Origin of the sequence: Sphingopyxis sp. (assembly GCF_965279755.1) — a bacterium.
Classification (GTDB): Bacteria; Pseudomonadota; Alphaproteobacteria; order Sphingomonadales; family Sphingomonadaceae; genus Sphingopyxis.
This window is the reverse complement of record NZ_OZ257261.1, coordinates 723,389-743,780: the sequence shown is the minus strand read 5'-3', so window position 1 is coordinate 743,780 and position 20,392 is coordinate 723,389. Positions and strand designations below refer to the sequence as shown.

Here is a 20,392-nt window from a genome sequence, read left to right as displayed (position 1 = left end):
CCGGTTGCCGTTACGGTTATCGTTGCAAGCGAGGTGCGCGAAGGCAAGCTCTAGTTTACGTAAACGTAAGATAGGGGGTCGCGAAAAGATGACTGAGCCATGGTTGAAGGTCTACGTAATGCCGCTTTTCCGGAGTTTGCCGGAAAGTGTCCCGGAGCCATATGCGGGTGCAAAATAGCCGGGGATGACGCGGAGTTTCTTTGCCGCTATAGGCCCCCCGACCGCCCCGGCGCCGCGCCTCTCGTCTGAGTCGCCATCGCCGGGGCCATTCATTTGGTTCCGACAGAAAGTGTGCGCTATGTCCCGTCGCCGCCAGATTTACGAAGGCAAAGCGAAGATCCTTTACGAAGGCCCCGAACCGGGCACGCTGATCCAGTATTTCAAGGATGATGCGACCGCGTTCAACGCGCAGAAGCGCGGGACGATCAACGGCAAGGGCGTGCTCAACAACCGGATTTCGGAGCATGTCTTCACGCTGCTCGGCAACATCGGCGTTCCGACGCACTTCATTCGCCGCCTCAACATGCGCGAGCAGTTGATCCGTCAGGTCGAGATCGTACCGATCGAGGTGATCGTGCGCAACGTCGCGGCGGGCACGCTGTCGAAGCGCCTCGGGATCGAGGAGGGGACGCAGCTTCCCCGTACCCTGATCGAATATTGCTACAAGGACGATGCGCTCGGCGATCCGCTCGTCGCCGAAGAGCATATCGCCTGCTTCAACTGGTGTAGCCAGGACGAGCTTCACGACATTCAGGACATGGCGATCCGCATCAACGACTTCATGTCGGGCATGTTCGCCGCGGTCGGCATCCGCCTCGTCGACTTCAAGCTCGAGTTCGGCCGGCTCTATGAAGGCGACTTCAGCCGCATCATCCTCGCCGACGAGATCAGCCCCGACGGCTGCCGTCTGTGGGACATGACGACGAACGAAAAGCTCGACAAGGACCGCTTCCGCCGCGACCTCGGCGGCGAAGTCGAGGCCTATCAGGAAGTCGCACGCCGGCTTGGCCTGCTGCCCGAGGGCGGCGACAATGCCGTGCTCGACCTGGAAAGCCACCGCAAGAAAAAGAGCTGAGCGGCGGCGGGGTTTTTGCTCCGTCGCAAGCTTAATTCTTGATTTACCATGACTTGCTACCTCCGTCCCATGACGGGGGTCTATCAATGGTTGCGGCGGCGGATCTTTCCGCTGGTGCCGGACGATATCCGGGACGATATCGCCTTGCTGCGCGCGCATCGCGTCGAGACGCTGACGCCCGCGCTGTTCCTGACGCTCGCTGCGACGACGCCGACCGCGATCTACGCCGGCATCGCGACGGTGCATCCGTTCATCCGGATCGGCTTTCCGGTCATTCTCGCCAGCGTCTGCCTGATCGGACTGCTTGTTCTGTTTCGCAATCGTCGCCGCCGGATGAGCCCGCGCCGTGCGCGCCGCGTCATTCTGGAATCGACCGTGCTGTCGGGCGTCATGGGCGGGATGTGCAGCCTGTGGACGGTCACCAACTGGCTCGCCGCGCCGGCGGCAACGCACAGCTATTACGCGATGATCATGGCGATGGGATCGCTCGCGACCGCCTATTGCCTGTCGTCGATCCGCTTCGCGACCTTCGTCAATCTGGCGATCGGGCTGGTGCCCGTCGCTTCGCTGATGCTGACGTCGGGCAATCCGCCCGAGGTCGCGGCGGGAACCAGTCTGGTGGTCGCGACGATTTTTCTGCTGCGCATGGTGATCCAGCAGCACGGCCAGCTCGTCGATCTGCTTCAGCTTCAGCGTCAGATGCGCGAGCTGGCGCACAGCGATCCGCTGACCGCGTTGCCCAATCGCCGCGCCTTCGACCTGCGTCTCGCCGAAGAGATGGAACGCGCCGGAAAGACTGCCCGCTTCGCGATCGCCCTGCTCGATCTCGATGGGTTCAAGCCGGTGAACGATAGGCACGGCCACGCTGTCGGCGACCTGTTGCTGTGCGAGATCGCGGTGCGCCTGCGCCGCGCCTGCGGCAAGGATGCGATGGTGGCGCGGCAGGGCGGCGACGAATTCGCCATTCTGGTGCCCGCCGGATCGCCATTGCTCGCGACATCGCTGGCGGACCATATCCTTTCGGCCCTTGCCGCGCCTTACCGCATTGACGGCAAGTCGATCCGCGTCGGCGCCAGCATCGGCGTCGCGACCTGGCCCGACGGCGGGACGTCGGCGCACAAGCTGTTCGAGACAGCCGACCGCGCCCTCTATGCGGCAAAGGCCGTTGATCGCACCGACACGCCGTCTGTCGAAAGCGTCAAGCATATCGCATGAGCGCTGCTTGACCGCGCGCTCCGTCGCGGTCACATCCGGGCCATGAAGCTTCCTGCCTTTTGGCGTGCTACCGCCGCGCTGTCGCCCCTCGTCCTCCTCGCCCTGACTCCGGCGACCGTCCTGGCCAAGGAGGCTGCGAAGTCCGCCGCCACTGCGACGACGAATCCGCAAAGCGATGCGGCGAAGGCCTGGAACTTTGCCGCCAGCGACATTCCGGTCGATGCGAATATCATCTTCGGCGTTTTGCCGAACGGGATGAAATATGCGCTGCTGAAGAACAGCACGCCCAAGGACAGCGTCGTGCTGCGCATGCGGTTCGACGTCGGCAGCTTTGCCGAGGCCGACGATCAGCGTGGGCTCGCCCACTTCCTCGAACATATGGCGTTCAACGGGTCGAAGAATGTGCCCGAGGGAGAGATGATCAAGCTGCTCGAGCGCAAGGGGCTCGCCTTCGGAGCCGACACCAACGCGTCCACCGGCTTCGACCAGACCGTCTACAAGCTCGACCTGCCCAATGCCTCGGACGATCTGATCGACACCGGGCTGATGCTGATGCGCGAGACCGCGAGTGAACTGACGATCGATCAGGGCGCAATGGACCGCGAGCGCGGGGTCATCCTGTCCGAACGGCGCGCGCGCGACACTTACCAGCTGCGCAATCTCGTCGACCAGCTCGACTTCCAGATGCAGGGAATGAAGGTCGCGAGCCGCATACCCGTCGGCACCGAAGAGGTGATCAAGACCGCCCCCGCGTCGCGCATCCGCGATCTCTACGATCGATACTACCGTCCCGAACGTGCGACGCTGGTGATGGTCGGCGACTTCGACCCGGCGGCGGTCGAGGCGAAGATCAAGGCGCGCTTCGGCGACTGGAAGGGGCGCGGCCCTGCCGGCGCCGACCCCGACATCGGCAAGCCCGATTATGCGCGCGCAGAGGCTGCCGACGATTTCGTCGATCCCGCGGTGCAGGATTCGGTCAGCATCGTCGCGCTGAAACCGTGGGTGATCGAATCCGACACCAAGGCGAAGCGCGCACGCCAGCTCGCCGAGGATGTCGGCGAGTCGATCATCGGGCGCCGCCTCTCGAAAATCGCGCTCGCCGAGGATTCGCCGATCCTTGGCGGTTATTTCGGCGACTCCGAAGGCTGGAAGGTCTTCGAACAGATCGGCGCCGGCGCGGCCGCCAAGGAAGGCGCCTGGCAGGAGGCGCTGGCGCTTATCGAACAGGAAACACGCCGCGCGGTGCAGTTCGGCTTCACGCAGGCCGAGGTCGACGAGCAGCTCGCGATCCGGCGCACCGCATTGAAGACATCGGTGGCGGGCGTGACGACGCGGCGCAGCGATGGGCTGGCCGACGCCCTGATCGAGGCCGCCGATGGCGATTTCGTCTTCGTGCGCCCCGAAACCAGCCAGGCGCTGTTCGACGCGGTCGCACCGGGACTCGATGCCGACACCGTTACCGCCGCCTTCCGCAAGCGCATGCAGGGGTTCAGCGCGCCGCTGGTCCGCGTCACGACCAAGGCGCCGATCGAGGGTGGGACGAAGGCGATCCTCGCCGCGCTCGATGCCTCGCAAAAGGTTGCGATTTCCGCGCCGGCCGCCGCGACGAGCGCAAAATTCGCCTATGACAATTTCGGTACCCCCGGAAAGATCGTCAGCGACGAACGGATCGACGATCTCGGCATCCGGCGCATCCGCTTTGCGAACAATGTGATGCTCAACATCAAGACGACCGATTTCCAGAAGGACCGCGTCTATCTGTCGCTGCGCGTCGATGGCGGCAATCTGCTCGCGACCCGCGACGACCCGACCAAGGTCGCGCTGATGGGCTCGTTCGTCGTTGGCGGGCTTCAGGCGCACAGCTTTGACGATTTGCGCACGATCATGGCGGGCAAGACGGTGGGATCGAACTTCGGTTCCAGCACCGATGCCTTCGGCGGCGCCGCGCTGACCTCGCCCGAGGATTTCAGGCTGCAGGCCGACTTGATGGCGGCCTATCTGACGCATCCGGGCTATCGTGCCGACGGGTTGGCGCTGCTGCGCCGCGCGCTGCCGCAGCAATATGCCGCGAACGACGCGACCCCCGCCGCGGTGCTCGGCCGCGATGCCGGCGGTATTCTCGCGAACAACGACCCGCGGACGCAGACGCCGCCGCTCGCAGCGATGATGGCGCTCGACTGGGACAAGTTGAAGCCTGCGGTAGCCGATAGTCTGGAGCATGGCGCGATCGAGGTCGGCGTCGTCGGCGACATCGACGAGCAGGCGGCGATCGATGCGATCGCGGCGACGCTGGGCGCGCTGCCGGAGCGCCGTGCTGCCTTCGATCCGCGCGCCGATGCGCGAATCCGCACCTATGCGACCGACCGCAGCGAACGCACGCTGATCCACAAGGGCCCTGCCGAGCAGGCGGAGATTCGCGTCTATTGGCCCGCGCGCGACGACAGCGATCTGAAGGACGCGATGGGACTCAATCTGCTGGCGCGCGTGATGCAGCTGATGCTGACCGAGGAACTGCGCGAGAAGCTCGGCGAAAGCTACAGCCCCGGCGCCGCGTCGAGCCTGTCGGACGAGTTTCCGGGCTATGGCCATGTCTTCGCGGCCAGCAATGTCGATTACAAGGATCTGGCGACGACGCGTGCCGCGATCTTCGCGATCGCCAAGGATCTGCGCGACAAGCCGGTCGATGCCGATCTGATCGAGCGCGCGCGCAAGCCGCTGCTGGAGGCGATGACCAAGGCGCGGCGTGAGAATAGCTATTGGCTGCCCTATGTGTCCGAAGCGCAAAGCCGCGCCGATCGCCTGGACCGCAGTCGCCAGAGCATCGCGGTCGTCGAGGGCGTGACGCCCGCGACGCTGCAGACGCTGGCGAAGCGCTATCTGCTCGACGATCGCGCGCTGGTGATCAAGGCGGTGAGCGACAAGGCAGGGAAGTAGGGCGGACCGGTTGCGGGCGACGGAAGTTTGGTCTTAAAGATACACGCATGATCCGTGCCGGCCATATACTGTCGCTTTGGGGGCGTACCTCACGTGAGCACTACTGGATCGCGCTGACAATTCTCGGGTGCATCGTTGCTGGTATATGGGCGATTGGGAATAAGCTTGGCTTCGCGCCCTCATTCTTGCTGCTTGCATTGCTTGTAATGATCTACACTATGGTAACGGTCAGGCGCCTGCACGATGCGGGGTTTTCGCGTTGGTGGGCGGTACTCTGCCTTTTTCCGATGTCGATCACTTTTGATCTGTTCGAAATTCAGGTGGCTGCATCGACGTGGCGATTTGTCGATTTGTCGACCGTAATCAAGTTGATCCCCGCAATGATTGGCTTGGTCAGCAAGACACAAGACGCGCCACCCAAAGCGTCGGCACATATTTCGGTAACGACGAGGGGCGTCCGCTGACGCTCCCAAAGCGGGCGTCGACGCCTTCGACGCGTTGGGCTAAACCCGCCCCGGAGCCCGCGCGCGCACGAAATTCTCCAGCGCGGCGAACAGCATCGCGCGGGCGTCGCTGCCCAGCATTTCGCCGGTCAGATAGTCGAAATGCACGCGGTCGCCATGGCCTGCGGCAATCACGATATCGCCGAGCAGCACTTCATCGAAGCTGAGGCGCGGGCAGCAGGGCGGGGCGACGGCGAAGGGGTCGGGCCAGATATGGCCGATCGCCTCGACCACCAGCCGGTAGCGGCGCGCGGCGAGGATGTTGCCCCAGCGGCGTTCGAGTTCGGGCATCGGATCGCGCTCGCTCTTGCGGCAGAGGATGCAATATCGCAGCGCCAGCACCGCCTGGGCGGCATCGACGGGCAGATCGCGGACCAGTGGCTGCTCGGTGAATTTCCGGACCAGGTCGCTGCTGCTCTGCATGATATCTCCCTCGTGGCCCGCTTGCTCGTCCCGCTTCCGGTGGAAAAAGATGCCGGCCGCTCGAGTGCGCCTGAAAGGTGCAGCGGCCGGCAGGAGGGGACTGCCCGACTGTGCTATTGAGAATTAGTCGCAAATACAAGCGAAAAAAGAGGCGCTCGAAAGCGCCTCTAAATTCAGCGGTTTAGCCCGTGGACGAAGCCCCCCTCCGCCTTCGCGCCAGCGTCAGTCTTCGCTGACCGGCTTCGACTGGAGCTGGATGTAGTTTTCGATTCCCATGCGCTCGATCATCTCGAACTGCTTTTCGAGTTCGTCGACATGATGTTCTTCGCTTTCGAGAATGTCCGAGAAGAGATCGCGGCTGACATAGTCGCGCACGCTCTCGCAATGGGCGATCGCGTCCTTGAGCAGGGGGATCGCTTCTTCCTCGACCGCGAGGTCGGCGCGCAGGATTTCCTCGACCGTCTCGCCGACGCGCAGGCGACCAAGCAGCTGGAAGTTGGGGAGGCCGCCGAGGAACAGGACGCGATCGGCCAGCTTGTCGGCATGCTTCATCTCGTCGATCGACTCTTCGCGTTCGAACGCGGCGAGGCGTGCGACGCCCCAATTGTCGAGCATGCGATAGTGCAGCCAATACTGGTTGATCGCGGTCAACTCGTTCTTCAGCGCCTCGTTGAGGAAATCGATGACTTTGGCGTCGCCCTTCATGATGTCAGTCCTGTCGTTTTTCTTGGGATTGGGTTGCGCGCATCATACAGGCCCCGACCCCCTCAGGCCAAGGTGAAAAACGGCAGAAAACCAAGAAAAATCAGGCTGTCGCGGCGACGTCGCTGATGATATTGCGAGCGAATGGCAGGCACTGTCCACACTTGGGTTTGCGACCCAGTTGCGCATAGGCTGCCTTGGCGCACCGGAATTGGCCGTCGCGTGCGACGTCGCGAAGATCGCGTTCCCTTATTGCGTTGCAGACACAGACAACCATATGCGAATCCTTCTCAACAAGGATGATTTAGGGATAGTGCGACGGATTCGCAACAGGAAAGATGCGACTGACTCGCAGTCCGAAAAGCGGGATTTTTCGTCGCTGCGCCCCTTGCCCGAAAACTGATTCGCGGGCATAGGCGCGCCCATCTTCCCAAGCCTTCGAAACGCAAAGGTCCGCCCCATGAAAGTGAATGTCTATGTGACGCTCAAGCCGGGGGTTCTCGACCCGCAGGGCAAGGCGATCCATCATGCGCTCGAAGGGCTGGGCTTCGGCGGCGTCGCCGACGTCCGCGCCGGTCGCTTCATCGAACTCGACGTTGCCGACGGCACCAGCGATGCCGACCTCGACGCGATGTGCGCGAAGCTGCTCGCGAACACCGTGATCGAAAACTACCGCATCGAACGCGCGTAAGCGACGCGAAGGAGCCAAGACCCATGAAGACCGCCGTCATCGTCTTTCCCGGCTCCAACTGCGACCGCGACATGGCCGTCGCGCTCGAGACCGTCACCGGCAAGGCGCCCGCGATGGTGTGGCACCGCGAGAGCGAACTGCCCGATGGCGTCGACTTCATCGCGCTGCCCGGCGGCTTTTCCTATGGCGACTATCTGCGCTCGGGGGCGATGGCGGCGCGCTCGCCGATCCTGCGTGCGGTGACCGAGGCCGCCGGCCGCGGTGTCCCCGTGCTCGGCGTGTGCAACGGCTTTCAGGTGCTGACCGAAGCGCAGTTGCTGCCCGGCGCGCTGATGCGCAACGCCGGCCTCAACTTCGTGTGCCGCACCGTGCCGCTGACCGTCGAGAACAGCCAGTCGCTGTTCACCGCGGGCTACAAGGCGGGTGAGGCGATCGACATTCCCGTCGCGCATCACGACGGCAATTATTTCGCCGACGCCGACACGCTCGACCGGATCGAGGGGGAGGGGCGTGTCGCGTTCCGCTACGCCGACAGCGTCAACGGTTCGGCGCGCAATATTGCTGGCGTGCTCAATGGCGCGGGCAATGTGCTGGGCATGATGCCGCACCCCGAACGCGCGATCGACCGCGCGCACGGCGGCACCGACGGACTACGCCTGTTCGAGGCGGCGCTCGGCGTCCTCGCCTGAGGCCTTCTCCGCCGGCGCTTCGTCGGGTTGCATCCGGCGTCCGATGAGCAGCAGCACCGTCGGCCAGAACATCGTATTCCAGATATCGTGCCAGTGCGCGGCGTCGGGCTGGATCGCCGACCGGCTATATTCGGCGGTGAGGTCGAGCCATTCGCCGCCGCACGCCATGACGAGCACCGCCAGCCAGGCGGCCAGCCAGCCGCCCCGTCGCCGCCATGCGAATCGCACGGCAAGGAACAGCGTCAGTCCGAAATAGATATGCAGTGCGTCCTTATCGAGGCCGGTGGCTTCGATGACCGACGCCTTGCGAACCTCGAACAGCGAGGCAAGTTCGATCAGGGTCACGCGCGATCAGACCTTGGCGCCGAACGGATTGAAATCGGTGCCCTCGTCGAACACGTCGACCCCCTCGCGCCGCTTGAGCCAGACGACGGTCGCGACGGTGATCGGCAGCAGGATGATCTCCCACCCCGTCTTGATCGCCCATTGCGACAGCACGGTCTTCATCAGTTCACCCGTCGGCCAGCCTTCGAGCCCGTAAAAAGCGATCGGATAAAAGATCAGGCTGTCGAGCCCCTGACCGACGAAGGTGCTGGCAACAAAGCGCAGCCCCATGCGGCGCCCGTTATCGGCGACCTTCATTTTGGCCACGACGAAGCTGTTCGCGAATTCGCCGGCCCAAAAGGCGACCATCGATGCGATGACGATGCGCCAGCTGTTCGCGAACACCGCTTCATAGGCGGCCTGATGCGGCCAGCCCGGGGCGGGGGGCAGCGAGACGACGACCCACGCCATGAACGCGAGGAAGGCGAGCGCCGCAAAGCCTGTCCAGATGACGCGCCGCGCGCGGGCGTAGCCATAGACCTCGGTCAGCATGTCACCGATGACATAGCTCAAGGGAAAGAACATCACCCCGGCGCCAAAGGGCCATTCGCCGATGAAGGGCAGGTCGACGACTGATCGTTTCGAGGCGCCGATGATGTTGCTGAGGATCAGGATGGCGACGAAAGCCGCCATGATCAGATCATAGTAACGGAAATAGCGGACGCTTCCCGCATTGACCTGTGTGGGTTCGGACGAAGCGGCCGTGCCGGGCGGGGAAGAGTCGGTCATCGCCGTGCTGCTTAACGCGCTTTGCAGCCCACGCAAACCACGCTATTCGCGCGGTCCACAGCCTTGGTGCACGCGCCCGTAGCTCAGCTGGATAGAGCACCCGCCTTCTAAGCGGGTGGTCGCAGGTTCGAATCCTGCCGGGCGCACCACTTCGGAACAAAGCTGGGCACGGCGCCCGGCTTTGTTTCGGCGGCCCCTGCGATCAGCGCTTGCAGCAGATTGGTTTTCGAGCCGAGAATCCGCACCTCTCCGACATCGACCTCGACCCTTTGCGCCAGCGCGCGGACGTGTTCGCGACGATAGCCGCCGCCCTCGATTCGCATCCTCTGACGCGCGGTGTCGGCGAACTTCGACAGCATGTCGGGTGCGACCGCCTTTCGGCCCGCAGCACCGAGCGAGGCGGCAACGCGCTCCGCATCGGCCTTCGCCTGATCGCGTGTCGCCTTGAGCGTCGCGATACGCTCCTTGAGGTCCGGGTCGCCCACGTCGGCAATGCCGTTCTCGATTGCGTCAAAGAGCCGCTTTAGTCGCAGGTCGGTCTCAGTGGCTCGCTTGTTGAGGTCAGCCACATGGGCACGCTTGCGGTTCGCCTGTTCCTGCCGCCGATCCAGCACGGTAGAGAGAATGGCTTCCAGCCGGTCGGGCTGGAGAAGCCGTTCCTCCAGATGCTTCGCGACCAGATCGTCCAGCTTCTCCATTGGAACGCTCATCCCCGCGCAGGCGGTTGGCCCCTGCCGTGCCTTGGTCGAGCAGGCATAATAGCGATACTGCCCACCCTTGCCCGTGCGGATGGTCATGGCGCCGCCGCAATTTGCACAATGGATTAGCCCTGTAAGCAGCGTAGGGCCGCTTACGACGCGGGGCGGCACCTTCTTTGGGTTGCGAGCCTGCAAATGCGCCTGCGCCGCGTCATAGGTCTCCTGATCGATGATCGGCGGCACTTCGACCACGACCGCCTCGGACTTCGGCTTGAGTTTCCTGTCCTTGCCTCGTCGATTGAACTCGTGGCGTCCGGTGTAGGTCGAGCGGGTCAGAATCTGGTGTACCGCACCTAACCCCCAGCGCCCGCCGTCGCGGGTGCGAATGGACCTTTCGTTGAGCCAAGCCGCGATAGCCTTGACCCCCATTGAGCCTGATACGCCATCGCCCTCTAGGGCGAGCCGGAAAATGGTTCGCACGGTCTCGGCATGGAAGGGGTCTATCTCCAACCGCTTCTTGACCTTCGCGCCGCGCTGCTCGGCTGCAACCACGCGGTAGCCGATAGGCGGCAGCGATCCGTTCCAGAAGCCTTGCCGAGCATTCTCGCGCATCGCGCGCAGAACATGCTTAGCGGTCTCTTTGGACTGATACTCGTCAAACAACGCCATAATCTGGCGCATCATGACGTGCATGGGATCGTCGCCCATTTCCTGCGTGATGGAGACCAGCTTTACGCCGTTCTTGGCGAGCTTGCGGATGTAGAATTCTAGTTCGAAGTGATCGCGGAAAAAGCGCGAGAAGCTGTGGACGACCACAAGGTCGAATGGCGCCGGTTTCGATGTCCCGGCCTCGATCAGCCTTTGGAACTCAGGGCGGCGGTCATTCGTCGCGGAGGCGCCGGACTCGACATAGGTATCAACGACCTTGAACCCGCGCGCTGCACACCAGCCCTCGCCCTGCCGCCGCTGGTCCGGGATCGACACGTCATGTTCCGCCTGCCTCGCGGTCGAGACACGAAGGTAGAGGGCCGCGCGCGCCCCCGTGATGGTTTGCGGCGCAGTCATGGCAGTCTCCGTAAGGTCGGCTTAGAGGGGCGAGGAAAACAATTCGTCGAACAAGTCGCCGAACCAGCGTTCGACCACTTCGACTTCCGCCAACGTGACCGGAACGGGATCGGGCCAGTCATCGGTGACGCGCCATGTCGCGAGGTCGTGCTTCGGAGGCCGACCGGGAAAGGGCCATGGCTTGCCGAGCAGGGCTTCAAGCTGCTCCGATGCGCTGGGCGCTCGCTCGGGGGAGGGGCGGGCCATCCTGCTACCGTTGCGCGGTTCACTGCCCAACGGAACATAAATCGGCCCTGCGAGGCCGAGGGTAGGGCTCTAGCGAAGAAATACTGACTTTTGCGGAGTAGCGTTGTCGGCGCCTTGTTTTTCGCACGCCGGTTTCGCCCCGCGAAGCGAATCGAAATGCCTCCCACGGATGACCGACGACTACTCGCCTTGCTCTCGCTCATAATCGTCCCTTGCTTTGCGGATAGCGCGCAAAGTCCGAGCGATTTCCTGCTCGACCGCCTTTTCACTTATGCCGAGGCGATGCGCGATGCGGTCGTAGGGCAGATCGTCGAAACGGTGCATGAGGAAGACATCGCGGGTCTGCTCTGGCAGACAGGCAATGGCCCACTCCAGTCGCGCAATCAGCGGATCAGGATGTTCGTCGAAATCAGGGACGAAAGGCGGCGGGATGAGCAGGTTCCGAATTGTGCGCGCGAAGCGGACGGCGAGGTTGTCGTCAGCCATGCGCCTTCCCCCGCCGGGGGCGAGCATGTCCCGTCACCCCCCGAACATGATCGAGCAAATCTCGTAACAAGGGCGCAATGTCCGGTAGCGAAGCTGGAACCGGCGGGCGCGAACCTTCGAGGTCAGGATTGCGCCACACGCTGTAGGGCGACAGCACAGCGGCCAGCCGTTCGAGCGCGGGGGAGCGACAGTTGAGGCCGGTCGCATTGGCGTAGGCCAGTGCCTTGGCGATATGCAGGCCGATATGTCGGGCGCACCATCTGTCGTCAAAGCCGACATCCAGCAGATGCGATGTCAGCGCCAACTGCGCCACGATCCCGGTTTGATAGAGAAGATCGCTTGTGTCGGAGAACAGTCGTTCCTCAATCGCCAGAAAGAAGCTCTCCGCGTTGCGATAGCGGCACCGGCTAAGAAGTCGGCCTTCTCGCGTTCGGGAAACGTCCCGCATGAGCCTATCCGGCGGCGACAATACCAAGCTTGAGATCGGGCCAGAAAGAAGAGAGGTAGCTGCGAGCGCCTCTCGCCGGGAGAGGATGGCGGTTAGCTCGGCTCGGGTTTTGGTGACCATTGGACGTCTCGCAATATCTTCATAACCGATATCGGATATAGCGCACCGGACCGCATAGGACAATAACCGATATCGGTTATTAGGGTTGTGATTGCGCGGCTGGTTGGTCGGGTTAGGTCGATCCCATGGGAAGGCCTCCACTAAAGGTGAAAACCACCGTCGTCCGACTCCCGGAAGGGATGGGCGAGCGGATCGATAATCTCGTTGGTAAGCAGCGCCGCGCCGCATTCATCCGCGAGGTCGTCGAGCGAGAGGTTGAGCGGCTCGAAAAGAAACAGCGCGAGATGGGGTTGCTAAAGTAGCCACCTCAGAAACGATGGGGAGGGTGCGATGCGCACCCTCAAAACGTCCTACAAAAGCGTCGTTTTCAACATTCAGGACATCGCGCGCTGTCGGATCGCACTCTCAAAAAGTGGCGGAAATGCGCTGTGCACCCGTGCGTAAGGTGTGTGACTATAAATTGTGGGTCCGATGCGAAGCATCGCGGCCCGACAGCTTGGCGGCCCTGGACGGCTTACCTTACAGTGACTTTGCTTGCGAGTATCACAAGCGGGGCGTGATGGTGGCCCGTGTGCGAGCCAAACGCCTCTCCGTGTATGGTAACCTGTTGACCCACGCCCGCATTCAAAACTCTAGCAAGCGCGGGATCGGATGCGTTTACTTGCACACGGTCGAATAGCGTTGAATTTTCGATAAATTCGCCATCGCTCGCGCATATGCGCTTGGGTAGTTCCAAAATGAATGTTCGCTCCTCGGCATCCCCGTCAGCAATGCTCTCGTAGTTTGGAGGCCCCGCAAAAAGTTGGATCGTGAGCAGCCCAGAGATTGCCGTTTCCGCGCCCGGCGCCGTGAGATCGAGGCACCGCGTAGGCTCGTCAGCTTTCCCCTGCGGCGAACAGGCCGAGAGAGCTAAGAGCAACGAAACGGAGCAAAACATTCTCATGCTCTCATCATGACGAAGGCGTCGGTCTTCCGCAACAGATCGGTTCCTCTCATGCCCAATTTAGGACTCTCGGTGACGGAAATGCGGGGGGAAGGGCAAGATAAAAGGCCTGCCAGCTTCGCGGCAGTTTGTGGTCGGTTTTCAATCAGATATGCGTATGGCACCTCGTCGCGATGCCAGCCACTTCGCATTTTTCTCATTTGTTGCAATGCCTTATCGTGTGGCACGCTGACGATGACGGCCTTCGAACGCGATTGTTTTGCCCGCAGCTCAGATGTCCTTTCAGCAGCCGGGAAGGGGTGAGGAGAGCGAGTTTTGGGAGGGCGAGATAAAAGGCCTGCCAGCTCCACGGCCAATTGTGGCTGGTTTTCAATAAGATATGCGTACGGCACCTGCTCCCCGGTGCCAGCCGCGCTCCTATTTTTTTCTTCGATCTGAATTTCTTACGGTATGGCAGGCAGGCCGATCGGGGCGACTAGCGCGATTTTCGCGGCTAGCCGGGCCGATGGTAAAGGTGTCCTGTTGCCCTTGCCTTTATCGGCCGGGTCGCTAATCAGGGGCGGCGGAACATAAGGGGAATGCAGTCGTGCTCAGTTCGCTAGAAGTATGTGCCGGAGCTGGCGGACAGGCTCGCGGACTTGAGCTTGCTGGCTTTGATCACGCGGGCGTCGTCGAGATCGATAGCGACTGCTGCAAAACCTTACGATTGAACCGGCCGGGTTGGACCGTGCATGAGGACGATCTGAATATTTTCGATGGTCGCGCTTACAAGGGCATCGACCTCTTTGCGGGCGGCCTGCCTTGCCCGCCGTTCTCCGTTGCGGGCAAACAGCTTGGGCCTGACGATGAGCGAAATCTTTTTCCGGCGGCGCTGCGGTTGATCGACGAGACCCGCCCAAAGGCAATCATGATCGAGAATGTACGTGGTTTCCTTGATGCAGTTTTCGAGGATTATCGCACGCACCTGAAAGCCCAACTCGATTCTCTCGGATATGAGACGCATTGGAGATTGTTGAACGCCTCAGATTTTGGCGTGCCCCAGTTGAGGCCACGTGTCGTGATTGTCGCACTTAGGCATGACATCAAGGATCATTTTTCTTGGCCCATGCCCAATCCCGACGATGCTCCAACTGTTGGGGAAACTTTGGTCGATCTTATGGCCGAGCGCGGTTGGCGGGGCGCTAAGCGCTGGGCGGAAGGAGCGTCGGAGATCGCTCCGACCTTGGTAGGCGGCTCCAAAAAACATGGTGGCCCGGACCTTGGACCGACGCGCGCGAAGCGCGCTTGGGCGTCGTTAGGGGTCAATGGCGTTTCACTAGCTGACGAAGCGCCAGATCGCGACTTCGTGGGAATGCCTCGGCTTACCGTGAGGATGACTGCTCGCATTCAGGGCTTTGGCGACGATTGGTCGTTCAGCGGAAGAAAGACTGCCGCCTACCGACAGGTAGGCAATGCGTTTCCTCCACCCGTAGCCCGTGCCGTCGCGCAGCGGCTAAAAGAGGCGATGAGCGTTCGTTCTATCTTTCCGGTTCGCGCCGGAAAATGAGTGAAGTCCAGTCGGGCACAGCCTTCATAACCGAGGCTCGCAGGAGCTTTCACGCCGCGCTTATCGCTAACGGAGCACTAGCGACTAGTGACACGGGCGTTCCCTCGATCGCTGACGGTAGCTCAGCCAGCAGCGTCGCCTTTGCGTCTGGCATCATGGAACAAGTAGCTAAGGAGGCTGTCGGTGCTCGTTTGGCTGGGCAGATGGCCGGCAATAAATTTGAGATCGTCGTTGGCGAGTATCTGGAAGAAACTCTACCGAAGCTGAAGCACATTCGACCTGGCAAGTTTCAGGTCGCTAAAGGAGGAACGCGTCTCGCCATTGCAGCGTGCGAGCAGTATTTCCATCTCTCGTCCCTTGCAGAAGCGGTTTCGACGAACGCTGATTTAGCGGTCGCGATCGGGATGGATTACCTTATCAAGCCCGATGTGATGGTATTGCGCCACCCCGAGCCAGACGAGATCATCAATTCATCAGAATTGGTGGTGGACGATCAGCATGCATCTCTGGCCGGTATTAGGTCAGTAAATAGCTCCTTGCCATTGTTACACGCCAGCGTGTCATGCAAATGGACCATGCGGTCGGATCGGGCTCAGAATGCTAGGTCCGAGGCTCTGAACTTAGTGCGGAACCGGAAAGGTAGGTTGCCTCATATCGTTGTGGTGACTGGCGAACCCACTCCGGGCCGCTTAGCCTCTCTCGCGCTGGGGACCGGGGACATCGATTGTGTTTACCACATCGCGTTGAATGAACTTCGCGAGGCCGTTGCTGCTACAAAGTACACTGACTCAGCTGAACTCCTCAACATGATGATTGAAGGTCGGCGGCTTCGCGACATTGCAGATTTGCCGTTAGATCTTGCGACCTGATGGATAAAATATCTCGCGAGGCGCGCGCTGCAAACATGCGTGCGATCAAATCGCGTGATACCAAGCCGGAAATTATCGTACGACGGTTGGCGCACAGTCTAGGGTACCGGTTCAGACTTCATCGCAAGGATTTGCCCGGCAAGCCAGACATGGTTTTCGTGGCGCGAAGGAAAGCGATTTTCGTCCATGGTTGCTTCTGGCACCAGCATCCCGACGATCGTTGTCTTGATGGTCGAATGCCGCGCACGCGATTGGAGTACTGGCAACCTAAACTCGCCCGCAATCAAGAGAGAGAGATCAAGAAGCAATTCGCAAGCTCGAAAATTTGGGGTGGAGCGTGCTCATCATTTGGGAATGCGAGACGAAAGACTTGCACGAGCTTGAAACTCGATTGAAAGAGTTTCTAGAACGGCCAATTGACCATCGAAGTTAGCTCGGTGCGTTGGCCACATGGAGATTTATATGGCGACGCAACCTCACGATCAGGCCGCAGAGCAGATCGAACATATTGAGGAGCTAGAGCTTCAAGAGGCGGCAGAGGATGAAGGCGTCAACGAGACGCCGCCCTCAGATATCGTGGCGTACAATGAGCTCCGTTCATGCGCGGACCTTTTCCGCATGGCGGACGAGGGCAACCTAATCATCCAACCCGAATTCCAACGTGATTTCATTTGGAAGGGCACCGATCAGACGCGCTTCATTGACTCACTCGTGAAGCAGTTGCCAGTTCCAAGCATGTGTTTTGCGCTCGATCATCGGCAAAACAAATGGATCGTGATTGACGGTCTGCAACGCATTTCGACGATCACTCGATTTCTTGCCGGCGAAGATTGGAAGCTTGCTGCCCTGACCGACATAGACCCGCGCCTGCGCGGGAAAAATGCCGCTACGCTCAAAAATGCCAAAGATGGAGAGCTGAAGGTAATTTTCAGTCGAGTTCAAAACCAAACTTTACCGGTGAATATAATCCGATGCGACCTCACGAAGAGAAGTCACAACGAATACATATTCACTATATTCCATCGTCTAAACTCCGGCGGAATTAAACTGAATAATCAGGAAATTCGGAACTGTATATTTTCAGGACCTCTCAATGAGCTGCTTCGTGCGTTGGATAGCCGCGCAAGCTGGCGTCGGATCAACCACATGGCGCCCAATCTAAATTACCGCTTTACGAAACAAGAGGCAATTTTGCGCTTTTTTGCTTTCAGCGAACAGCTCGACAAATATAAGGGTTCAATATCTAAATTCCTTAACGACTACATGTTCGAAAACCGGCTGATTCCGAATGAGGAAGCTGAGAACAAAGCTGACTTGTTTTCTTTTGCGGCGGACACCCTGTCGGGAAGGGTCTTTAACGCAAATCCGGCACCTCGCTTTCCTGCCACTGTCATCGAGGCAGCGATGATCGGAATCGCATTCGGGAGAGTTCGCGTAGCTCAACTTTCTGACGAGGAATTGCGCAATCGTTTCGCGGAACTTCGCGCGCATGAAAGCCTGTCGGCGGAATTCCTCGCAGAGGGGCTTTCGAAGCCTGATCGCGTAGAGGCACGACTGGGGGCCGCTAAGGACATTTTTTCGCGGCCGTGATTAGCAAGACCTATATTCTTGCGAACCTGAGGCGCCTTGATGCGGCGTATAGCCAATCTACTCATCAGAAGCACGCCTTCTATTTTTCAAAGCTGGCCATTTTGGAACTTTGCGGATGGATCGAGATGTCGATGGATGACATCGTGATGTGCCATTGCCGACGGAATGTCAGAGAACAAAAATATCGGGACTATGTTCAGAGGCAGATCGTGGATCGAACCTATGGCTTTGACTACGAGCGGCATTTTAAGTCGATGCTCATCCGCCTTGTCGGAGTGATTGCATTTGAGAAAATCGAGCGGAACATTAGCGTGCCAGTCCAGACGCGGTTTATCGCGGAGTTGGGTAACTTGAAGAGCTTGCGTGACGGCCTTGCCCACACCTACGCAAAACATGTTCCGATGATCGACGCACCTTCAACCACGACCGGAAGATTTACATCGCTTTATGCCGGATTGAAGGCCTATGACGACGCTCTCCGTAGCCGCTGAGGTTTCTTAATCCTGAGTTCGAATACGTCTCGGGAATCGGGCGAATCTAACCTTAAGAAACTTCCGAAGGGCATCGCCGATCGAGAGGAAGAACTGCCGCCCAAGTGGAAGACTCTGCTGATGAGGTGTAAGATTTAATCTCAGCGTCAACGCCGTCATGTGGCTCGATTGTTGGCAAATCCTCGGTGCATAATAGGGCAGCTATCTGCCGAGTGGGCCTTGCCAGTTTGTCCCAAAATCCTTGGCGGTGTCGTTTTGGAGGCGTTTCACCATCGCACTTACCATTGCGCCCGCGCGCGCATCATCAACGTCAACGATCTCTGCGGCGTCTCTCATCACCTTTTTGAAATCAGAATCACGAATTCCCGAGGCTAGGCGAACGCCTAGCACCGAAGGAAATATCGTCCTGTAGCTGGCGCGAACCTCGGCAAGCGAAGGCAAGCTTCCAACATAAGCCATCAAAAGCTCCGGTCGCATCATGAATCCGTTACCCGCGTGCTTTACACGGGTGGCTGCGGCGGCACGTCGGACTTTGCCGTCTTGCGTCAGCCACCAAGTCTTAAAGCCGAATGGGTTGCCGGGGCTAGACTCCTTAGAAATCCGACGTCTCTCATATACCCTAAGTATTTGAAGGGCATCGTTGTAAGCGAGAATTTCATCTGTCTCAGAATCGCGGCTGGGGTGAGCCTTCGCTTCCAGAATTGAGGTTTTCAGAGCTTGCAGTTCATCTTTATCTACCCCGACTTGCGATTGAGCGGTGGACTCATAAGTGAGACCGAATCGCCGCATAAGAAATGCGGCCAACTCATTATCGCCGCGGTTGGCGCGTAGGTCTTTGTAGCTCCCGAACCTATTGATGTAAGACAGCCAGTTCTTCGGAGCTGCCACGCCCGACACTGGGGATAACCTGGCATAGAAATATGATCGAATGAGGAGGCGATCTATATACTCCACGGCATCCAAGCGCACGTGATGCTCCGCCATCGCGTATACATTTTCAAACTCAAATATTTGTCGCCTGATGTGCGTTGCTACTTCTTCCACTGTCGTCTCAGTGAGGATTAGATCAGACCCGCATTTCTTGAGAATCTCAAGGAGGTTCCCAGTTGATTGGCTTTCCGGGGAAAGGTAAATCTCAGAAAGCGCTCTTATAAGAATGTCAGACCCAACGTAGATGTTGAAACTTCCTGCCATGGAAGAAAAGTATTCCACGATTTTAGGTTCATTCTTGAGGAGCATCATCAGGACATACGTTCGACTCAACTTCCCTAGATAGAGGCGCTCTGTTTCGTCGGAAGCGTAAAATGTTCCCCTTAGAACCATCAATACGTGCCGACGTATTATGGATTTTGATTCGGAATCCACATTCAGATCGTCAACAATTTTTGTAGCAATCGACGACACATCGGTGAATGTCTCATCATCCACATCTGCATTCACGGCGAATTGAGCAACTTTTAGCCCCTGCCTCTCAAAAACTTGCTCAAGAGCCGAATGGCATGACGCGACGATGATTTGTCTCCATTGGTCCACTTCATCGCCAGATAAAGCCGTTAATCGATCTTCGAAGACACACGATACCTTAAGCTTTATTAAGTCATCCTCCGCATTCTCAACCGCTACAATCGTCCGCGTCTCAAACGGGAGGCAATATTGGTCAGTTTTTGCGTATTTTCGAAGCTGCCTACCGCCGGGAGCGTCCTTAGCGGACAGAACCAGAAGCCTTCGATCGATGCTGTTTCGGATAAAGGACTTTGCGGTCGGGAGTGCCTGCTCGATCGTCGACAGAACCTCGTCACGCGTCAATAAAATCGACTTGTCGGGATCGGTGTCTCTCAGCGCCCAAATGATCAGACTATCCGACACAGATTCAAGCAAACTTGAGCGCGAAGCCCTGCTATCGACTTCTTGTCGTAGAAAGACAGCTAATGTGCGATCAGCGTATCTATCGATTTCTTGGGCCACTTCCGAGTTGCCCGGCGAATAGGCTTCAGCGATGGCCGGTTGCAGGTAACTATAAAAGGCGCCTTGAGTGGCGGAGTTGGTGTTGATGTTGATTTCAATATAGCGTGCGTCTCGTATCGCAATCCTACAACCAAGATCATCTCCAAGCTTTTTCTCAATTTTATCAATGTCTTTTACGGTTTGTGACGTAATATAGGTAAGAACTTTTGGAGTTCTCCCATATTCACGTAGCCGATGCACGGTCTGTCTAATTTTTTGGTTTGTCGCGACCTGCTTAGACACCTGTATAAAGCTGGAGGCTTCCTCGTCGGCAGCGATTTCCGGGCCGAACGCATCATACCCTTCGGCGCCGCCGTCGTGCAGTCCTCCAAGCGGCACGAACTCACGGTCCTGCATCGCTCCGTAAAAAGTTTGGGCAAATTTCTCGAAGTTTGAGGTGTCCACGGCTTCGAGGGCGTACGCGACGAGTCGTTGATCGATCATACGCCTACTTAACCCTCAATCCGGGTCCAGTGAAGCTTACCTATCTGATCGACGGCGAGCGATCCCCTGACGCGGGATTCGTCAAGCCCCGCTTGGC

At 59.3% G+C, this 20,392-nt stretch carries 23 protein-coding genes, 1 tRNA gene and 1 pseudogene; 14 read left to right on the top strand and 11 right to left on the bottom strand.

Annotated features, from left to right (window positions below):
* The first annotated feature begins 298 nt into the window (after positions 1 to 298).
* The 4 genes from purC to ACQY80_RS03515 all read left to right on the top strand — a co-directional run bounded on the left by purC (position 299) and on the right by ACQY80_RS03515 (position 5,688).
* Positions 299 to 1,075 carry a phosphoribosylaminoimidazolesuccinocarboxamide synthase gene (gene purC / locus ACQY80_RS03530; RefSeq protein ID WP_428683690.1) on the top strand — a complete coding sequence of 259 codons (777 nt, stop codon included), beginning with the start codon at positions 299 to 301 and terminating at the stop codon, positions 1,073 to 1,075.
* A gap of 114 nt (positions 1,076 to 1,189) precedes the next feature.
* Positions 1,190 to 2,290 (top strand): diguanylate cyclase domain-containing protein, encoded by a 1,101-nt coding sequence (locus ACQY80_RS03525; protein ID WP_428683688.1) that lies wholly within the window; start codon positions 1,190 to 1,192, stop codon positions 2,288 to 2,290.
* Positions 2,291 to 2,332: 42 nt separating this feature from the next.
* A complete protein-coding gene (locus tag ACQY80_RS03520; protein WP_428683686.1) occupies positions 2,333 to 5,224 on the top strand; it encodes a M16 family metallopeptidase in 2,892 nt (963 codons plus the stop codon).
* 47 nt (positions 5,225 to 5,271) lie between these two features.
* On the top strand, positions 5,272 to 5,688 hold the full coding sequence (locus tag ACQY80_RS03515) for a DUF805 domain-containing protein (protein WP_428683684.1): 417 nt from the start codon (positions 5,272 to 5,274) through the stop codon (positions 5,686 to 5,688).
* Positions 5,689 to 5,727: 39 nt separating this feature from the next.
* Here ACQY80_RS03515 and ACQY80_RS03510 read toward each other — a convergent pair whose 3' ends face one another.
* From ACQY80_RS03510 to ACQY80_RS03500, 3 genes are all read right to left on the bottom strand, one after another.
* Entirely contained in the window at positions 5,728 to 6,150 is a 423-nt protein-coding gene (locus ACQY80_RS03510; protein WP_428683682.1) for an addiction module antidote protein, read from the bottom strand.
* A 222-nt stretch (positions 6,151 to 6,372) separates the two neighbouring features.
* Positions 6,373 to 6,855 (bottom strand): bacterioferritin, encoded by a 483-nt coding sequence (bfr, locus tag ACQY80_RS03505; RefSeq protein ID WP_428683680.1) that lies wholly within the window; start codon positions 6,853 to 6,855, stop codon positions 6,373 to 6,375.
* A gap of 100 nt (positions 6,856 to 6,955) precedes the next feature.
* The gene (locus tag ACQY80_RS03500; protein WP_428683678.1) at positions 6,956 to 7,129 is read right to left on the bottom strand and encodes a (2Fe-2S)-binding protein; all 174 of its coding nucleotides are present in this window, start codon (positions 7,127 to 7,129) and stop codon (positions 6,956 to 6,958) included.
* A gap of 183 nt (positions 7,130 to 7,312) precedes the next feature.
* Between ACQY80_RS03500 and purS the strand changes: the two genes are divergently transcribed.
* Together purS and purQ are read left to right on the top strand one after the other, a co-directional pair.
* Positions 7,313 to 7,543, top strand: coding sequence for a phosphoribosylformylglycinamidine synthase subunit PurS (gene purS / locus ACQY80_RS03495; protein ID WP_058812514.1), 231 nt, complete (start codon positions 7,313 to 7,315; stop codon positions 7,541 to 7,543).
* Positions 7,544 to 7,566: 23 nt separating this feature from the next.
* The gene (gene purQ / locus ACQY80_RS03490) at positions 7,567 to 8,232 is read left to right on the top strand and encodes a phosphoribosylformylglycinamidine synthase subunit PurQ (protein WP_428683676.1); all 666 of its coding nucleotides are present in this window, start codon (positions 7,567 to 7,569) and stop codon (positions 8,230 to 8,232) included.
* Here the strand turns inward: purQ and ACQY80_RS03485 are convergent.
* A complete protein-coding gene (locus tag ACQY80_RS03485) occupies positions 8,194 to 8,577 on the bottom strand; it encodes a hypothetical protein (RefSeq protein ID WP_428683674.1) in 384 nt (127 codons plus the stop codon). The two genes, purQ and ACQY80_RS03485, sit on opposite strands and share 39 nt — an antisense overlap.
* A gap of 6 nt (positions 8,578 to 8,583) precedes the next feature.
* Positions 8,584 to 9,345: a queuosine precursor transporter gene (locus ACQY80_RS03480; protein WP_428683672.1), complete on the bottom strand. Its 762-nt coding sequence runs from the start codon at positions 9,343 to 9,345 to the stop codon at positions 8,584 to 8,586.
* 72 nt (positions 9,346 to 9,417) lie between these two features.
* On the opposite strand from ACQY80_RS03480, the gene ACQY80_RS03475 reads away from it, so the two are divergent.
* Both ACQY80_RS03475 and ACQY80_RS03470 read left to right on the top strand, forming a co-directional pair.
* Positions 9,418 to 9,494 (top strand) — tRNA-Arg (locus ACQY80_RS03475).
* Positions 9,495 to 9,554: 60 nt separating this feature from the next.
* Positions 9,555 to 9,872: a hypothetical protein gene (locus ACQY80_RS03470; RefSeq protein WP_428683670.1), complete on the top strand. Its 318-nt coding sequence runs from the start codon at positions 9,555 to 9,557 to the stop codon at positions 9,870 to 9,872.
* 195 nt (positions 9,873 to 10,067) lie between these two features.
* On the opposite strand, the pseudogene ACQY80_RS03465 reads toward ACQY80_RS03470, so the two are convergent.
* The 4 genes and pseudogenes from ACQY80_RS03465 to ACQY80_RS03450 form a co-directional block, all read right to left on the bottom strand.
* A pseudogene (locus ACQY80_RS03465) lies at positions 10,068 to 11,108 on the bottom strand (recombinase family protein); the annotation flags it as partial.
* Positions 11,109 to 11,129: 21 nt separating this feature from the next.
* Positions 11,130 to 11,354 (bottom strand): hypothetical protein, encoded by a 225-nt coding sequence (locus tag ACQY80_RS03460; protein WP_428683668.1) that lies wholly within the window; start codon positions 11,352 to 11,354, stop codon positions 11,130 to 11,132.
* A 180-nt stretch (positions 11,355 to 11,534) separates the two neighbouring features.
* Entirely contained in the window at positions 11,535 to 11,840 is a 306-nt protein-coding gene (locus ACQY80_RS03455; RefSeq protein ID WP_428683666.1) for a sigma-70 family RNA polymerase sigma factor, read from the bottom strand.
* Positions 11,833 to 12,408 carry a hypothetical protein gene (locus ACQY80_RS03450; protein ID WP_428683664.1) on the bottom strand — a complete coding sequence of 192 codons (576 nt, stop codon included), beginning with the start codon at positions 12,406 to 12,408 and terminating at the stop codon, positions 11,833 to 11,835. Before ACQY80_RS03450 ends, ACQY80_RS03455 begins: the two co-directional genes overlap by 8 nt.
* Before the next feature lie 146 nt (positions 12,409 to 12,554).
* Between ACQY80_RS03450 and ACQY80_RS03445 the strand changes: the two genes are divergently transcribed.
* On the top strand, positions 12,555 to 12,710 hold the full coding sequence (locus ACQY80_RS03445; protein WP_428683662.1) for a hypothetical protein: 156 nt from the start codon (positions 12,555 to 12,557) through the stop codon (positions 12,708 to 12,710).
* A gap of 212 nt (positions 12,711 to 12,922) precedes the next feature.
* Here ACQY80_RS03445 and ACQY80_RS03440 read toward each other — a convergent pair whose 3' ends face one another.
* Complete coding sequence (locus ACQY80_RS03440) at positions 12,923 to 13,345, bottom strand: DUF4431 domain-containing protein (RefSeq protein WP_428685734.1); 423 nt, start codon at positions 13,343 to 13,345, stop codon at positions 12,923 to 12,925.
* Between the two features lie 592 nt (positions 13,346 to 13,937).
* On the opposite strand from ACQY80_RS03440, the gene ACQY80_RS03435 reads away from it, so the two are divergent.
* The 5 genes from ACQY80_RS03435 to ACQY80_RS03415 all read left to right on the top strand — a co-directional run bounded on the left by ACQY80_RS03435 (position 13,938) and on the right by ACQY80_RS03415 (position 17,847).
* The gene (locus tag ACQY80_RS03435) at positions 13,938 to 14,897 is read left to right on the top strand and encodes a DNA cytosine methyltransferase (RefSeq protein WP_428683660.1); all 960 of its coding nucleotides are present in this window, start codon (positions 13,938 to 13,940) and stop codon (positions 14,895 to 14,897) included.
* Positions 14,894 to 15,766, top strand: coding sequence for an NgoMIV family type II restriction endonuclease (locus ACQY80_RS03430; protein WP_428683658.1), 873 nt, complete (start codon positions 14,894 to 14,896; stop codon positions 15,764 to 15,766). The genes ACQY80_RS03435 and ACQY80_RS03430 overlap by 4 nt, the downstream gene beginning before the upstream one ends.
* Positions 15,766 to 16,161 carry a very short patch repair endonuclease gene (locus ACQY80_RS03425; protein WP_428683657.1) on the top strand — a complete coding sequence of 132 codons (396 nt, stop codon included), beginning with the start codon at positions 15,766 to 15,768 and terminating at the stop codon, positions 16,159 to 16,161. Before ACQY80_RS03430 ends, ACQY80_RS03425 begins: the two co-directional genes overlap by 1 nt.
* A gap of 67 nt (positions 16,162 to 16,228) precedes the next feature.
* Positions 16,229 to 17,356 carry a DUF262 domain-containing protein gene (locus ACQY80_RS03420; protein ID WP_428683655.1) on the top strand — a complete coding sequence of 376 codons (1,128 nt, stop codon included), beginning with the start codon at positions 16,229 to 16,231 and terminating at the stop codon, positions 17,354 to 17,356.
* Positions 17,353 to 17,847: a hypothetical protein gene (locus ACQY80_RS03415; protein ID WP_428683653.1), complete on the top strand. Its 495-nt coding sequence runs from the start codon at positions 17,353 to 17,355 to the stop codon at positions 17,845 to 17,847. Before ACQY80_RS03420 ends, ACQY80_RS03415 begins: the two co-directional genes overlap by 4 nt.
* A 201-nt stretch (positions 17,848 to 18,048) precedes the next feature.
* Here the strand turns inward: ACQY80_RS03415 and ACQY80_RS03410 are convergent, their stop codons facing one another.
* Positions 18,049 to 20,295 (bottom strand): hypothetical protein, encoded by a 2,247-nt coding sequence (locus ACQY80_RS03410; protein WP_428683651.1) that lies wholly within the window; start codon positions 20,293 to 20,295, stop codon positions 18,049 to 18,051.
* Positions 20,296 to 20,392: the final 97 nt, after the last annotated feature.

What these genes read in the sequence shown, in the direction of transcription:
- ACQY80_RS03420 (WP_428683655.1), top strand. Translation starts at nt 16,229, where the DNA reads ATGGCGACGCAACCTCACGATCAGGCCGCAGAGCAGATCGAACATATT.
- purS (WP_058812514.1), top strand. Translation starts at nt 7,313, where the DNA reads ATGAAAGTGAATGTCTATGTGACGCTCAAGCCGGGGGTTCTCGACCCG.
- ACQY80_RS03450 (WP_428683664.1), bottom strand. Translation starts at nt 12,408, where the DNA reads ATGGTCACCAAAACCCGAGCCGAGCTAACCGCCATCCTCTCCCGGCGA.
- ACQY80_RS03460 (WP_428683668.1), bottom strand. Translation starts at nt 11,354, where the DNA reads ATGGCCCGCCCCTCCCCCGAGCGAGCGCCCAGCGCATCGGAGCAGCTT.
- bfr (WP_428683680.1), bottom strand. Translation starts at nt 6,855, where the DNA reads ATGAAGGGCGACGCCAAAGTCATCGATTTCCTCAACGAGGCGCTGAAG.
- ACQY80_RS03430 (WP_428683658.1), top strand. Translation starts at nt 14,894, where the DNA reads ATGAGTGAAGTCCAGTCGGGCACAGCCTTCATAACCGAGGCTCGCAGG.
- ACQY80_RS03425 (WP_428683657.1), top strand. Translation starts at nt 15,766, where the DNA reads ATGGATAAAATATCTCGCGAGGCGCGCGCTGCAAACATGCGTGCGATC.
- ACQY80_RS03510 (WP_428683682.1), bottom strand. Translation starts at nt 6,150, where the DNA reads ATGCAGAGCAGCAGCGACCTGGTCCGGAAATTCACCGAGCAGCCACTG.
- ACQY80_RS03515 (WP_428683684.1), top strand. Translation starts at nt 5,272, where the DNA reads ATGATCCGTGCCGGCCATATACTGTCGCTTTGGGGGCGTACCTCACGT.
- ACQY80_RS03520 (WP_428683686.1), top strand. Translation starts at nt 2,333, where the DNA reads ATGAAGCTTCCTGCCTTTTGGCGTGCTACCGCCGCGCTGTCGCCCCTC.
- ACQY80_RS03440 (WP_428685734.1), bottom strand. Translation starts at nt 13,345, where the DNA reads ATGTTTTGCTCCGTTTCGTTGCTCTTAGCTCTCTCGGCCTGTTCGCCG.
- ACQY80_RS03455 (WP_428683666.1), bottom strand. Translation starts at nt 11,840, where the DNA reads ATGGCTGACGACAACCTCGCCGTCCGCTTCGCGCGCACAATTCGGAAC.
- purC (WP_428683690.1), top strand. Translation starts at nt 299, where the DNA reads ATGTCCCGTCGCCGCCAGATTTACGAAGGCAAAGCGAAGATCCTTTAC.
- ACQY80_RS03500 (WP_428683678.1), bottom strand. Translation starts at nt 7,129, where the DNA reads ATGGTTGTCTGTGTCTGCAACGCAATAAGGGAACGCGATCTTCGCGAC.
- purQ (WP_428683676.1), top strand. Translation starts at nt 7,567, where the DNA reads ATGAAGACCGCCGTCATCGTCTTTCCCGGCTCCAACTGCGACCGCGAC.
- ACQY80_RS03480 (WP_428683672.1), bottom strand. Translation starts at nt 9,345, where the DNA reads ATGACCGACTCTTCCCCGCCCGGCACGGCCGCTTCGTCCGAACCCACA.
- ACQY80_RS03410 (WP_428683651.1), bottom strand. Translation starts at nt 20,295, where the DNA reads ATGATCGATCAACGACTCGTCGCGTACGCCCTCGAAGCCGTGGACACC.